Genomic DNA, 11,974 nt, shown 5'->3' with positions numbered 1-11,974 from the left:
CTCACAAGCACGCCACGGTGGAGAGCAAAAAATCACCCCGGGAAGAAACCTTTAAGTTTCTTCCCGGGGTGATAATTGGTGCGCCCGGAGGGACTCGAACCCCCAACCTCCTGATCCGTAGTCAGGTGCTCTATCCATTGAGCTACGGGCGCAGATTGCCTTCACAGCACGTGCTGTTCAACGAGTGATTACTCTACACGGAGCCAATCAAGAAGAGCAAAACAGCAGGTTAAGCGCAAGATAATGAGAAGTGGCCGCTCGCCCCGGAGTTTTCACCCCGAGGCGGCGGCCGCCGCTAAATGCTGTTACAGATGCTAGATCACGATGTTGAACACCGGGATGGCCAGGAAGTAGGTGGCGAGCGTAACCAACACCAGGCCGATCAGGTTCAGCCAGAGGCCGCCCTTGATCATCTCGCCGATACGGACGTAGCCGGAACCGAAGGCGATCGCGTTCGGCGGGGTGGCCACCGGAAGCATGAAGGCGCAGGTTGCGGAGAGGGCGACCGGGATAGTCAACAACAGGACGTTCTGCTCATTACCGCCGGCCGTCAGTCCGATACCCACTGCTACACCAGCCAGGATCGGCAGGAAGGTGGCGGCGGTGGCCGTGTTGGAGGTGAACTCCGTCAGGAAGAGAACGATGAACCCGACAGCGGCGATCAGCAGAAAGACCGGGAGCACCTCGAGGCCCTTGGCCAGCTCGCCGATCCAGATTGAAAGACCGGAAGCAGAGAACATCGAGGAGAGGCTGAGGCCACCTCCGAAGAGCAGCAAGACGTCCCAGGGCAGTTTGTTGGCGGATTCCCAGTCCATCAACCGGGTACCCTTCTTCCGGTCCACCGGGATAATGAACATCAGCAGGGCAGCCGCCATACCGATGGCAGCATCGGCGACGGTGATCTCCACGCCGGTCCAGTCAATGATCAGCGGGATGAAGACCCAGGAGAGTGCCGCGAGACCGAAGATGACACCGACAGCGATCTCCGGTGCGGTCATCTTGCCCATCTTGTCGACTTCACCCTTGATCATCTCGCGACCACCGGGGATGCTGTCGATCTCCGGCTTGAACACGGTGGTCAGGACAAACCATGCCAGGATCATGAAGATCACGGCGATCGGAACGCCCACCAGCATCCATTGGCCGAAGCCGATATGAACGTCATGGCTGCTGGCCATATAGGCCACGAGCAACGCATTCGGCGGAGTTCCAATGATCGTTCCCAGGGAGCCGATGGAGGCAGAGTAGGCGATGGCGAGCATCAAACCGGTGGCGAATTTCTTCTGGTTCTTCATTCCGCCGACAGTCTCGGCGGTCAGCTGCAGCACGGACAAACCGATCGGCAGCATGACCACCGCGGTAGCGGTATTGGAGACCCACATCGAGAGGAAACCAGTGGCAATCATGAAGCCGGCGATCAGCTGTTTGGGCTTGGTTCCCACCATCAGCACGACGGTCAGCGCCAGGCGACGGTGCAGGTTCCAACGCTGCATGGCCAGGGCAAGAATGAAGCCACCCATGAAGAGGAAGATGGTGGGTTCGGCATAGGGTGCGGCGATGTCCTTGAAGGAGATGACCTGGGACAGCGGAAACACCACCAGCGGCACCAGTGCGGTGGCCGCCAGCGGGATCGCCTCGGTCATCCACCAGATCGCCATCAGAACAGCAGTCGCAGCGGTGACCCGCAGTGCGGTGTTGTCGTAGACCGTGCCCTCTTCGGCAGTGGCCTGAATTGTCTCGGCCGCGGTGTCCGGGAAGAGGAACCAGACGATGGCTGCGAGCAGCACCCCGGCGATCAGGCCGGCGCGCTGCCTCTTCCAGTCCTGAATCGCGGCCTGGTCTTTCAATTCAGAAGCGCTGCTGACGCTCCTCTGAATCTGAGGTGTACTCATGATGGATCCTTTTCTACTGTCGGAGCCAGCGAATACACCTTGGAAACAGGTGACAACGTCGGCAATCGCGGCACATTTGGGGAACCGTGGTTCCAGCCCCTGCCCCCAACAGGCAAGGCCGCTCATCCAGAGACGGGTCCAGAGATGGGCATCACCAGACGGGGCCAGGATGTAACCAGGCTCACGAGACTTTATCCGCCCTCAACGTACAACGAAAACCACCTGATATCTACCGGAGGAAAATGTCACGTGACGCGTTCACTAGGCGCACCACCTGCGAATATACAAATTAGCAATATTCACAACAGGCCCCCATGTAGGGGGAGATAACTTGGCGGCATCTTCACAGATAGCCAAGCGGGAGTGCCGGAACGTCTCAGCCTCAACCAAATTGACCTGTCCGCAGCCACACCTCACGGCTCTCCCTACGCCAGGCCGACGGGCGTCCGTCCACGACGGACTAATCCGCTCCGATATCAAAGCCCCATCACAGATTTCGCAATTAGGAAATAGATGATCAGCCCAGTGGCATCACAGAAGGTAGAGATGAAGGGGTTGGAGAACACCGCCGGGTCCGCGCCGACCACCTTCGCGACGATCGGCATCGCCCCGCCCACAGTCGCCGACATCATGCAGACCAACAACAGGGTTGAACCGATCACAATGCCGATGGGCAGCCCGTAGACCGCCCAGGCCCCCAGGAAACCGAGCACGCCCAAGAGGGAACCGAGGATCAGCCCGACCCGCAGCTCCCGCCACATCACCTGCCCGATATCGCGTTTCCGGACGTCGCCAAGCGCGAGTGCCCGGGTGACCGTGGTGGCCGCCTGGTTGCCGGTGTTGCCACCGGTTCCGGTCAACAGCGGTATGAACAACGAGAGGACGACGGCTGCGGCCAAGGTGTCTTCGAAGGTGTCGAGCACCTGAACGGTCAGCAGCGCAGAGACCGCGAGCACCAGCAGCCACACCACGCGCGAACGAACGACCTTGAACAGCGGGGTCGAAAGATAGGGCTGCTGCAGTGGTTCGTGGCCACCTGAGCGCGCGGTGTCCTCGTCATCTGCCTCCTCCAGGATGTCCTGCGCATCATCGAAGGTCAGGATGCCGACCAGCCGGTCACTATCATCGACGATCGGCATAGCCAGCAGATCCAGCGGCATGAACCAACGGGCCGTCTCCTCCGCATCCGCGTGCGCATTGGCGAAGATGGGCTTATTCATCAGTTCGGAGATTTTCTGTTCATCCCGGGCAGTGAAGAGCGCCCGAAGTGAAAGCACCCCGAGGAGTTTCCGGTCTTGCCCGATGACCGGCAGTAGGTAGATCGTCTCGATGTCCTCGGCGGAAGAACGTAGGTAGGCCATCGTCTCCCCCACTGTCATCCCGGAATAGAGGTTAGGAATCTCCGGCGACATTCGACGCCCGATCGAGCGCCTGGGATAGCCGAGCACCACACCCGTGATGTCACGCTCGGAGGGATCAAGATTGCGCAGCAGCTGGTCCGCGATCTCGGCGGGGAGTTCATCGAGCAGGGAGACCCGGTCATCCGGGTCAAGTTCACCGAAGAACTCGTAGACATCGCTGCTCTGCAGGGCGCCGATCAGATCGGCCTGGTGGGCGGCGTCGAGGGCATCGAAAACCGCGATGGAGCGCTGTCTGCTGAGCAGGCGGAGAATGACCGCGGCACGGGTGCTCACGGATCTTTCCACCAGGGCCACCACGTCTTGGATGGGAGGTTCATCCAGCATTCGGGACAGTTCCGCCGCACGCTGTGCGGGGATGTCCTCATCGGAGCGGATGATTCTCTCCAGCTGATCGATCGTGTTTTCAGCCAACGCATTACCTCCCGAGCATCACAGGCCACAACAGACTTCTGGCCGGAAGATGACCCTACCGCCCGCGGCGATTTTCGGGGGACTCGCCGCAGGGCTGCAGGGTGGGGCGCACTCGGACCGGTTTGACGGGTAGGTCTCGAGGATCGGGTCAATTGCCCTTTTCAGAAGGTAATTGGGCTGATCCTCGAGACCTAAACGTCAAACCCCAGACCGACAACGCGGGACCAAGCGTGTGAAGAACAAAAAACTCACCCCGGGAAGAAACCTTTAAGTTTCTTCCCGGGGTGATAATTGGTGCGCCCGGAGGGACTCGAACCCCCAACCTCCTGATCCGTAGTCAGGTGCTCTATCCATTGAGCTACGGGCGCAGATTCTATATTGTGGAACAGATTCAGCCTATATCGAGTCATCTGGAGATACAAAATCTCCTGATAAAACTTGGGCAACCAGTCTCCGATTCTCATGGAGAACCGGAGACCAGTGCCCGGAAAAAGCTGGCGGAGACGAGAGGATTTGAACCTCCGGTTCCCCGTTAAGAGAACAACTCATTAGCAGTGAGTCCCATTCGGCCGCTCTGGCACGTCTCCAGCGATCTACCTGTCCGGTAAACCTCACAGTATCGTAGCTACTCCCCGGCGCACTCACCAAACCCGCTGGTACTGAAGTGAATCCGGGCTGAGATCGGAGTAATCGCAGAACCCCTGGACAACGCCGGTGCACGCTCTCCTGCGGTATATGATTGGGGCTCATGAGCTCCCTGATTCGCGCTGATCTCGCCGATATTCCCACCTATGTTCCCGGCAAGCGGCTTAATAACGCCGTGAAGCTGTCCTCCAATGAGGTTGCCACCCCACCGTTAACTGCCGCAGTGCAGGCAATGGTGGCAGCGGCTGCCGGGGCGAACCGTTACCCGGACATGGGGGCAATGGCACTGCGTGAGGCCCTGGCCGGCCATCTCGAGCTCGATATTGCGCAGCTCACCGTTGGCTGTGGTTCTTCCGCCCTCTGTCAGCAGCTGGTACAGATCGCCGCGGGCCCCGGGGATGAGATCATCTTCCCTTGGCGCAGCTTCGAGGCTTATCCGATCTTCGCCCAGGTGGTGGGAGCTACCCCGGTGGCGGTTCCGCTGACCGAAGAAGGCCGCCACGACCTGGCTGCGATGGCGGCGGCCATCACCGAGCGCACCCGGGTGATCTTCCTCTGCAACCCGAACAATCCCTCGGGTGCGCTGATCAGCAGCGCTGAGTTTGAGGACTTCATGTCAAAGGTTCCGGCGAATGTGCTGGTTGGCCTGGATGAGGCCTATATCGAGTACGTCCGTTCCGAGGACACCCCGCTGGCACCCGAGGCCATCGGGCGCCACCCGAACCTGATCGGCCTGCGGACCTTCTCCAAGGCTTATGGCCTGGCCGGGGTGAGGGTGGGATATGCCTTCGGCGCGCCGGAGATCATCACCGCGTTGAACAAGGTGGCCATTCCCTTCGCGGTGAATCTGGTGGCGCAGGCCGGCGCGGTCGCCTCGCTGGCAGCGGCCGATGAGCTCCTGGAGCGCACCGATGTCATCGTCGAGGAGCGGGAGCGGGTGGCGACGGCAGTGGGGGCACGTCCTTCCGAGGCGAACTTCATCTGGCTGCCCACCGCGAATGCCGCGTCGATCGCGGCCGCCCTGATCGGAGAGAATGTGCTGGTCCGTGCTTTCCCGGAGGGCTTGCGGGTGACGGTTTCCACCCCGGCGGAAAATGATGTCTTCCTAGCGGCCTGGGAGAAACTGAACCTCAGCCCCCAGCTTTAACCGCCGGCGAAGGGCGGCAGGACATCGATCCGTTCCGCGCCGCTCAGCACTGCCGAGGGTTCTGCCTTGGCGCCGTCGAGCAGGAAAGTGCAACGTTGAAAGATCTCTGCCAGATCCATCCCGGCATCGGTGGTTCCGGTGTTCTGCTGCGCCAGTTGTGCCAGCAGTTCAGCGAGGGTGTCGGGTACATCGTCCAGGGTTTCCCGGCTGGTGCCGCGGGCCGCACGGGCGGCGGCGAAGTAGTGGATCTCCACGGGGTTCCCTTCCTTTGGCATCGTGCTCCCCAGCATGCCATGTCCGGCAGGGCGGGTACCGTGGTGAAGTGGTGAAGTAGTACATCGCCTAGTGGGAGGACAGATGCGTACACCTGAGGATCATCTCGCCGAGCTCGTGGAGCTGCTGGCGCCCCGCCCCGGGCTCAAGATCCCGCTTATCGAGGCCCCCGGCCACCGCTTGGCTGCGGAGATCCGTGCCGGTGCGGACTCCCCGCGCTTTGATAACTCCCAGATGGATGGCTACACGCTGACTCTGGCACAGGCGTACCAGACACCCGCCACCTTCCGGGTCGGCCCCACCATCGCCGCGGGACAGAACCCGGAGGAGATCTACCCCGACGGCCTCGAAGACGTCATCGCCCCGATCATGACCGGCGCGAAGCTCCCGGCAGGTACCGCCGCGATCATCCCGGTGGAGCAGTGCACCCCGGGGGAGTTCGCCGCGACAGGTGAGCTGGTGGCGGTCCCCCGCACCCCGGCGGGACAGTTCATCCGGCGGGCAGGTTCCGATATCACCGTTGGCACCCCGCTGCTGCCGCTCGGGCACCAGCTCACCCCGCTGGATGTGGGCCTGCTGGCCAGCCAGTCCCTGGCCGAAGTTTGGGTCCAGCGCCCCGCCCGGGTGCTCATCTGTAGTGGTGGCGCCGAGGTGGGCACTCCCGGGGTGGCCTCGATCCCGGATTCCAATGGCCCGATGTTGGAGGCGCTCTGCGCACAGGCGGGCATCGAGGTGGCCGCCCGGATCCTGAACAATGATGATCCAGTCAAGCTCCGGCGAGATCTCAGTGCCGCGATTGAGCAGCATGAACCGGATGCGGTGATCACCTCCGGTGGCATCAGCCACGGGAAGTTCGAGGTGGTCCGCCAGGTCCTCGAACCCGAGGCTGGGGCCTGGTTCGGCCACGTTGAGCAGCAGCCCGGCGGCCCGCAGGGATTCGCCCGCTTCCAGGGGGTGCCGGTGATCTGTCTGCCGGGTAACCCGATCTCCACGCTGGTGAGCTTCCGGCTCTTCGTGGCACCGCTGCTGGGCGAGGCCGCCGAGCCGCTCCAGGCACGGCTCAGCGAGGATACCGAGGGGCTCCCCTCGAACCGCGAACAGTTCCGCCGCGGTATCCACCGGGTCGTCGATACGCGGCTGGTGGCCACCCCGCTGGGCGGCGCCGGTTCCCACCTGCTGGCCCGCGCGGCGGGGGCCAGCTGTCTGATCCGGATCCCCGGGCGCGCGCAGCTGCGCGCCGGCGATACCGTCACCGTCTATCCCCTGTGAGGAGAGCTATGCCCGAAAAAGCTGTACCCGAGAGAACTGCCCTGGTCATCGTCGCCTCCACCCGCGCTGCAGCCGGGGAATATGAGGACCGTTCCGGCCCGATCGCGGTGGAGTTTCTGCGGCAACAGGGTTTTGAGACCCCGGAGGCGCTAATTATCGCTGATGCTGACCTCCCGGATCAGATCAGTGAGCTGTTCCGCTTCCCTGAACTACTGCCTAATGTGGTGTTGACCTCGGGAGGAACCGGGTTATCCTCGGATGATCGCACCGTGGAGGCCATCACCCCGCATCTGGAGCGGGAACTGCCCGGCATCGTCCATGCCTTCTGGGACACCGGCCGCGCGAACATCGCCACCGCGGTGCTTTCCCGGGCGGTCGCCGGGGTTGTCGGACATACCTTCGTGATGACACTGCCCGGTTCGACCGGCGGGGTCCGCGATGGGATCACGGTGCTGGCACCGATTCTCACCCACATCACCGAACAATTGGAGGGACATCATGAGCACTGATCCGGCATATGTGGCGGAACAGACCGGCCAACTCATTGCGGCGGTCATGACCGAGACCCCCATTGAGGAGCTGCTCCACCAGGCCCGACAGGGCACCTGGACGGAGGCGATGGGTGCACTGGTCAGCTTTGAGGGGATCGTCCGCGATCATGACGGCGGGCAGCGAGTATCACACCTGAGCTACTCCGCGCACCCCACTGCGGCGCAACGGATCCGGGAGGTGGCGGCCGAGGTGGTGGCCACTCATCCCCGGACCCGATTGTGGACCGCGCACCGCACCGGCGATCTGGTGATCGGGGATCTCGCCTTCGTGGTACTCGCCGCCGCCGCGCACCGGGGGGACGCGTTCCAGGCCGCCGCCGAGCTCGCGGACCGGGTCAAGGCGGAGGTGCCGATCTGGAAGGAACAGCTCCTGGCCGATGGCAAGACCCAGTGGGTGGGGCTGGAATGAGTGAACTCAACGCCACCCACATCGCCCGTTACCGCCGGCAGATCACCCTCGGTGGCTTCGGTACGGAAGGGCAGCAGAAACTTCTGGGCGCCCATGTTGCCGTCATCGGTGCCGGTGGGCTGGGCTCACCTGCCCTGCTCTACCTCGCCGGTGCCGGCATCGGCGAGGTCACGCTTATCGACGACGATGTGGTCGACCTTTCCAACCTCCACCGGCAGGTCATCCACACCACCGCTTCGGTGGGGGAATCCAAGGCCGAGTCCGCCAAGCGAGAGATGTTGGCACTGAACCCGGATATTAAGGTCTCCCTGGTCAAGGAGCGACTGACCTGGGATAATGCGCTGACCGTACTAGAAGGTGCCGATGTGGTGCTGGATGGTGCCGATAACTTCGCCACCCGGCATGTGGCCTCCGCGGCCTGCGCCCAGCTGGGGATCCCCCATGTGTGGGCCTCGATCCTCGGTTTCGATGCCCAGCTCTCGGTATTCTGGGCCGACCACGGCCCAGTCTATGAGGACCTCTTCCCCACCCCGCCGCCGGAAGGATCAGTGCCCAGCTGTTCCCAGGCCGGAGTGCTCGGCCCCCTGGTCGGTGTGATGGGATCAACCATGGCGATGGAGGCGTTGAAGCTGATCACCGGCATCGGGGAACCGCTGATCGGCACACTCGGTTACTTCTCCTCCTTGGCCGGCCAGTGGGAATACATCCCGGTGGTGGGGAACCCGGACACCGCGGCGAAACTGCGGGCACAGGGCCCGGTGATCAGCGGGGTGGTGGCCGAGCCGACCGGCCTGGGCGTTGTCGGGGCGTCGATAAGCGTGGTCCCGGAAGTATCAGAGATCCCGAATGATGCTGTGCTCATCGATGTGCGTGAACCGGCGGAGTTCGCGAACTTCCGGCTTCCCGACGCGATCAATGTTCCGCTCGCCCGGATAGTCAAGGAAGGTTTCGTGCCGCCGGAGATCACCGCCGAGCAACCCGTGGTGATCTACTGCGCCGGCGGAGTGCGCTCGGCGAAGGCGGTGGGTGCGCTGCAGGAGGTGGGGGTCCACGGGACGGTGAGTCTGGCCGGCGGGATTGATGCCTGGCTCGACCGGCAGTAGTAGGGATTGTTCATCCCGCTGGCTTAGCCGCTGCTCAGGTCAGGTCGCATTGTTAGGATCGGGGGCATGCTCACTGGCTTGTGGAACCTGATTGTCCGATCTATCGGCACCGCTATCGCGCTGTGGGTGGTCACCCTCTTCGTTGAGGGCGTGACCATCGCAACCCCTGAGGTCATCCTCGCCGGCGATGGCGCCTATGACCGACAGCTGGTTTTTCTGGCGGTGGCCGCGGTGATTGTGCTGCTGAATATGCTGGTCCGGCCGGTGCTCAGCCTCATCGGCCTACCGATCACCATCATCACCCTGGGCCTGTTTGCCCTGGTGATCAACGCCGCGATCTTCCTGATGGCGGAGTGGATCTCCACCCAGCTGAGCCTGGGTTTATCCATCGAGACCTTCATGGACGCCTTCTGGGGTGCGGTGATCATGGGCCTGGTGAACTGGTTACTGGGACCGCTGACGGGAATGCTGAGCTCGAAGAAGCGCTAATCTCACAGCTCTCCGGGATCAGTCAGCCAGCTGTGCCACCGCCGCAGCCGTGTCCTCATTAACCAGATCGAAGTTGACCTGGGCAGCCACCTTTGACCCCTCGGCGGCCGCTGTGATCACCTGTGCGGCAAGGTCAGTCGCATTGCCTGCCGCCCAGACCCCAGGCACCTCGCTCCGGCCGAATTCATCCGTGGCGATGAAGGACCCCATGGGGTGCTCGGTGGCGGTGATCCCGATTCCAGCCAGCGCCGCCACCCGCGCGTTCATCCGGGCACCCACCACCACGGCCTGCGCTAGATGCACCTGGCCATCCACGAATTTCACCCCGATGAGCTGGCCAGATTCGGCGAGAATCTCCGCAACCTGCCCCGGGATCACCGGAATCCCCCGGGCCCGGAGTTTGAGCCGGTCTTCCTCGCTGAGTTCCATTTCCTGGACGAGCAAGGTGACATCCCGGCTCCATTGGCTGAACAACAAGGCCTGGTGAACCGCCATCGGGCCGGTGGCCAGGACCGCTATCCGCTGGTCCGAGACCTCGTAGCCGTGGCAGTAAGGACAGTGAATGACACCGCGCCCCCACTGCTCCCGCAGCCCGGGGATCTCGGGCAGATCATCAACGAGGCCGGTGGCGATGATCAACCGCCGGGCGGAAATGCTGCCGCCCGCCGCCAGCTCCACCTTAAATCCGGTGCCCTCCGGTTGCACTCCGATGACCCTTCCGGCACGCACTTCGCCACCGTAGCTGGCGACTTCTGCTCGCCCGCGGGCGAGCATCTCCTGTGGGGCGACCCCCTCCAATCCCAGGAAGCCATGCACCCCTTGGGCCGGGGCATTGCGGGGCTCGCCGGCATCGATGACGATGACGCTCCGGCGGGCACGGGCCAGCGTCAATGCGGCTCCCAGCCCGGCGGCACCGCCGCCCACGACAATCACATCCTGCATCAGTTTCGGATCAGACATCCGCGGTCTCCCTTAGGGTTCAGCTCTTTGACTTTCTCATTCCGAACATAGAAGCCGGTACGCCCCTTGGCAATCTATGTTGCCGAATGGCAACATAGATTTATGGAGCAACACATCACCCGCACCCTGGAGACTGTCGGCCCTCGCCTGAAACGGCTCCGGCAACGCCGCGATATCACGCTCAGCGAGCTGGCCCAGCAGACCGGCATCTCCACCAGCACCCTCTCCCGCCTGGAATCCGGCCTGCGCCGACCCACCCTGGAGCAGCTGCTTCCGCTGGCCCGCATCCACGGCGTCACCCTCGATGAACTTGTCGACGCCCCACCCACCGGCGACCCCCGCATCAATCTGCGCCCCATCGCCGGCGGGGACGGAGCCATCATCCTTCCGCTGACCAGGCGGCCAGGCGGTATCCAGGCTTATAAATTCATCCTCCGGGCCAGCCGAAGCGAGACCCTCCCGCCGTTGCACACCCATGAAGGCTACGACTGGGTCTACGTCCTCAACGGCAATCTCCGACTGATCCTCGACGGCCGGGAGATCATCCTCAAACCAGGCGAAGCAGCCGAGTTCGACACCTCCATCCCGCATTCCTTCAGCGCCACCACGGAAGGGCCGGTGGAATATCTGAGCCTCTTCGGCCGACAGGGTGAGCGAACCCATGTCCGCGCGATAACAGCGGAATCAGAATAGGGCGCAGCTACGAAGGGGGCCCGCCCTAGCCCGCAGGAGAACCGAGACCCTTAATCTCACAGTGTTTCGAGTTTTGGGGATTTATTGTGAGATTAGAGGGGGGTCTAATCTAACAATCTCCAGGTCGGCCTCTTCAGTGAAGATGAGCCACCGCACTCCACCGCGAAGGGAACCTCATGAAATTCACCCTGGATATCGACCTGAACAAGATCACCGGAGACCCCTCCGAGGAAATCAGCCGGGCACTTCGCTACTGGGCCGGCAATCTCAAGCACTATGACCTGGGCCAGCAAGCAAAGGAATCCATCTACGATTCCGCCTTCACTGAGGTAGGTGGCTGGGCAATCACCCAGTAGGCAGCCACCTGGAATTGGCAGCTCCCCTGCCCATCACTGCTGTACTTCTTCCTTCGTGGGAGATATGTGGGAGATATCTGGAACATCCGTGCAACATTGACATCCAATCTGGACTATCAGTCGCACGGTCACCAACAGCTAAATTGTCCGTTTCCACAGGTAGAAAGCAGAAATCCCGCTCACAGGGGTCCTGTGAGCGGGCATTTGCGGAGACGGCGGGATTTGAACCCGCGGATGGTTTCCCATCGCTGGTTTTCAAGACCAGTACATTCGGCCGCTCTGTCACGTCTCCTTGCCGCTTCGAAAATTACGCGTAATGCAACAAGCTATACGCACAATTACGCAACAACTCCAC

General features: G+C 62.4%; 12 protein-coding genes and 4 tRNA genes. 8 read left to right on the top strand and 8 right to left on the bottom strand.

All coding sequences use genetic code 11. The features are described 5' to 3' along the window. Positions 1-76 precede the first annotated feature (76 nt). The 5 genes from ACTU46_RS13285 to ACTU46_RS13265 form a co-directional block, all read right to left on the bottom strand. Positions 77-152: transfer RNA gene (locus tag ACTU46_RS13285), tRNA-Arg, on the bottom strand. Positions 153-314: 162 nt separating this feature from the next. Further along, positions 315-1,892, bottom strand: coding sequence for an SLC13 family permease (locus ACTU46_RS13280; protein WP_443382443.1), 1,578 nt, complete (start codon positions 1,890-1,892; stop codon positions 315-317). Positions 1,893-2,368: 476 nt separating this feature from the next. Next, positions 2,369-3,724 carry a magnesium transporter gene (gene mgtE, locus ACTU46_RS13275; protein WP_443382441.1) on the bottom strand — a complete coding sequence of 452 codons (1,356 nt, stop codon included), beginning with the start codon at positions 3,722-3,724 and terminating at the stop codon, positions 2,369-2,371. A gap of 292 nt (positions 3,725-4,016) precedes the next feature. Continuing rightward, positions 4,017-4,092, bottom strand: a tRNA-Arg gene (locus ACTU46_RS13270). A 127-nt stretch (positions 4,093-4,219) separates the two neighbouring features. Further along, positions 4,220-4,311 (bottom strand) — tRNA-Ser (locus ACTU46_RS13265). Between the two features lie 170 nt (positions 4,312-4,481). Between ACTU46_RS13265 and ACTU46_RS13260 the strand changes: the two genes are divergently transcribed. Further along, positions 4,482-5,516, top strand: coding sequence for a histidinol-phosphate transaminase (locus tag ACTU46_RS13260; RefSeq protein ID WP_443382500.1), 1,035 nt, complete (start codon positions 4,482-4,484; stop codon positions 5,514-5,516). On the opposite strand, the gene ACTU46_RS13255 is transcribed toward ACTU46_RS13260, so the two are convergent. Next, the gene (locus tag ACTU46_RS13255) at positions 5,513-5,770 is read right to left on the bottom strand and encodes a MoaD/ThiS family protein (RefSeq protein ID WP_443382497.1); all 258 of its coding nucleotides are present in this window, start codon (positions 5,768-5,770) and stop codon (positions 5,513-5,515) included. The two genes, ACTU46_RS13260 and ACTU46_RS13255, sit on opposite strands and share 4 nt — an antisense overlap. Before the next feature lie 103 nt (positions 5,771-5,873). On the opposite strand from ACTU46_RS13255, the gene ACTU46_RS13250 reads away from it, so the two are divergent. The 5 genes from ACTU46_RS13250 to ACTU46_RS13230 all read left to right on the top strand — a co-directional run bounded on the left by ACTU46_RS13250 (position 5,874) and on the right by ACTU46_RS13230 (position 9,610). Next, positions 5,874-7,058 carry a molybdopterin molybdotransferase MoeA gene (locus tag ACTU46_RS13250; protein WP_443382439.1) on the top strand — a complete coding sequence of 395 codons (1,185 nt, stop codon included), beginning with the start codon at positions 5,874-5,876 and terminating at the stop codon, positions 7,056-7,058. Positions 7,059-7,066: 8 nt separating this feature from the next. Further along, entirely contained in the window at positions 7,067-7,567 is a 501-nt protein-coding gene (locus tag ACTU46_RS13245) for a MogA/MoaB family molybdenum cofactor biosynthesis protein (protein WP_443382437.1), read from the top strand. Further along, complete coding sequence (locus ACTU46_RS13240) at positions 7,557-8,018, top strand: molybdenum cofactor biosynthesis protein MoaE (protein ID WP_443382435.1); 462 nt, start codon at positions 7,557-7,559, stop codon at positions 8,016-8,018. The genes ACTU46_RS13245 and ACTU46_RS13240 overlap by 11 nt, the downstream gene beginning before the upstream one ends. Further along, the gene (locus ACTU46_RS13235) at positions 8,015-9,121 is read left to right on the top strand and encodes a ThiF family adenylyltransferase (RefSeq protein WP_443382433.1); all 1,107 of its coding nucleotides are present in this window, start codon (positions 8,015-8,017) and stop codon (positions 9,119-9,121) included. The genes ACTU46_RS13240 and ACTU46_RS13235 overlap by 4 nt, the downstream gene beginning before the upstream one ends. 66 nt (positions 9,122-9,187) lie before the next feature. Continuing rightward, the gene (locus ACTU46_RS13230) at positions 9,188-9,610 is read left to right on the top strand and encodes a phage holin family protein (RefSeq protein WP_443382431.1); all 423 of its coding nucleotides are present in this window, start codon (positions 9,188-9,190) and stop codon (positions 9,608-9,610) included. Positions 9,611-9,628: 18 nt separating this feature from the next. On the opposite strand, the gene ACTU46_RS13225 is transcribed toward ACTU46_RS13230, so the two are convergent. After that, entirely contained in the window at positions 9,629-10,570 is a 942-nt protein-coding gene (locus ACTU46_RS13225) for an NAD(P)/FAD-dependent oxidoreductase (protein ID WP_443382429.1), read from the bottom strand. Between the two features lie 102 nt (positions 10,571-10,672). Here ACTU46_RS13225 and ACTU46_RS13220 point away from each other — a divergent pair, with 102 nt between their 5' ends. Further along, positions 10,673-11,263 carry an XRE family transcriptional regulator gene (locus ACTU46_RS13220; RefSeq protein WP_443382427.1) on the top strand — a complete coding sequence of 197 codons (591 nt, stop codon included), beginning with the start codon at positions 10,673-10,675 and terminating at the stop codon, positions 11,261-11,263. Between the two features lie 176 nt (positions 11,264-11,439). Then, positions 11,440-11,619, top strand: a complete 180-nt coding sequence (locus tag ACTU46_RS13215; protein WP_443382425.1) for a hypothetical protein — start codon at positions 11,440-11,442, stop codon at positions 11,617-11,619. 207 nt (positions 11,620-11,826) lie between these two features. On the opposite strand, the gene ACTU46_RS13210 is transcribed toward ACTU46_RS13215, so the two are convergent. After that, positions 11,827-11,911: transfer RNA gene (locus tag ACTU46_RS13210), tRNA-Ser, on the bottom strand. Positions 11,912-11,974: the final 63 nt, after the last annotated feature.

This window comes from Corynebacterium sp. A21 (genome assembly GCF_052266655.1).
In the GTDB taxonomy this organism is placed as follows: Bacteria; Actinomycetota; Actinomycetes; order Mycobacteriales; family Mycobacteriaceae; genus Corynebacterium.
Note: the sequence above shows the minus strand (reverse complement) of the source record. Positions and strands in the feature narration are given on the sequence as shown.

What these genes read in the sequence shown, in the direction of transcription:
- ACTU46_RS13280 (WP_443382443.1), bottom strand. Translation starts at nt 1,892, where the DNA reads ATGAGTACACCTCAGATTCAGAGGAGCGTCAGCAGCGCTTCTGAATTG.
- ACTU46_RS13230 (WP_443382431.1), top strand. Translation starts at nt 9,188, where the DNA reads ATGCTCACTGGCTTGTGGAACCTGATTGTCCGATCTATCGGCACCGCT.
- ACTU46_RS13220 (WP_443382427.1), top strand. Translation starts at nt 10,673, where the DNA reads ATGGAGCAACACATCACCCGCACCCTGGAGACTGTCGGCCCTCGCCTG.
- ACTU46_RS13250 (WP_443382439.1), top strand. Translation starts at nt 5,874, where the DNA reads ATGCGTACACCTGAGGATCATCTCGCCGAGCTCGTGGAGCTGCTGGCG.
- ACTU46_RS13245 (WP_443382437.1), top strand. Translation starts at nt 7,067, where the DNA reads ATGCCCGAAAAAGCTGTACCCGAGAGAACTGCCCTGGTCATCGTCGCC.
- ACTU46_RS13240 (WP_443382435.1), top strand. Translation starts at nt 7,557, where the DNA reads ATGAGCACTGATCCGGCATATGTGGCGGAACAGACCGGCCAACTCATT.
- ACTU46_RS13235 (WP_443382433.1), top strand. Translation starts at nt 8,015, where the DNA reads ATGAGTGAACTCAACGCCACCCACATCGCCCGTTACCGCCGGCAGATC.
- ACTU46_RS13215 (WP_443382425.1), top strand. Translation starts at nt 11,440, where the DNA reads ATGAAATTCACCCTGGATATCGACCTGAACAAGATCACCGGAGACCCC.
- ACTU46_RS13225 (WP_443382429.1), bottom strand. Translation starts at nt 10,570, where the DNA reads ATGTCTGATCCGAAACTGATGCAGGATGTGATTGTCGTGGGCGGCGGT.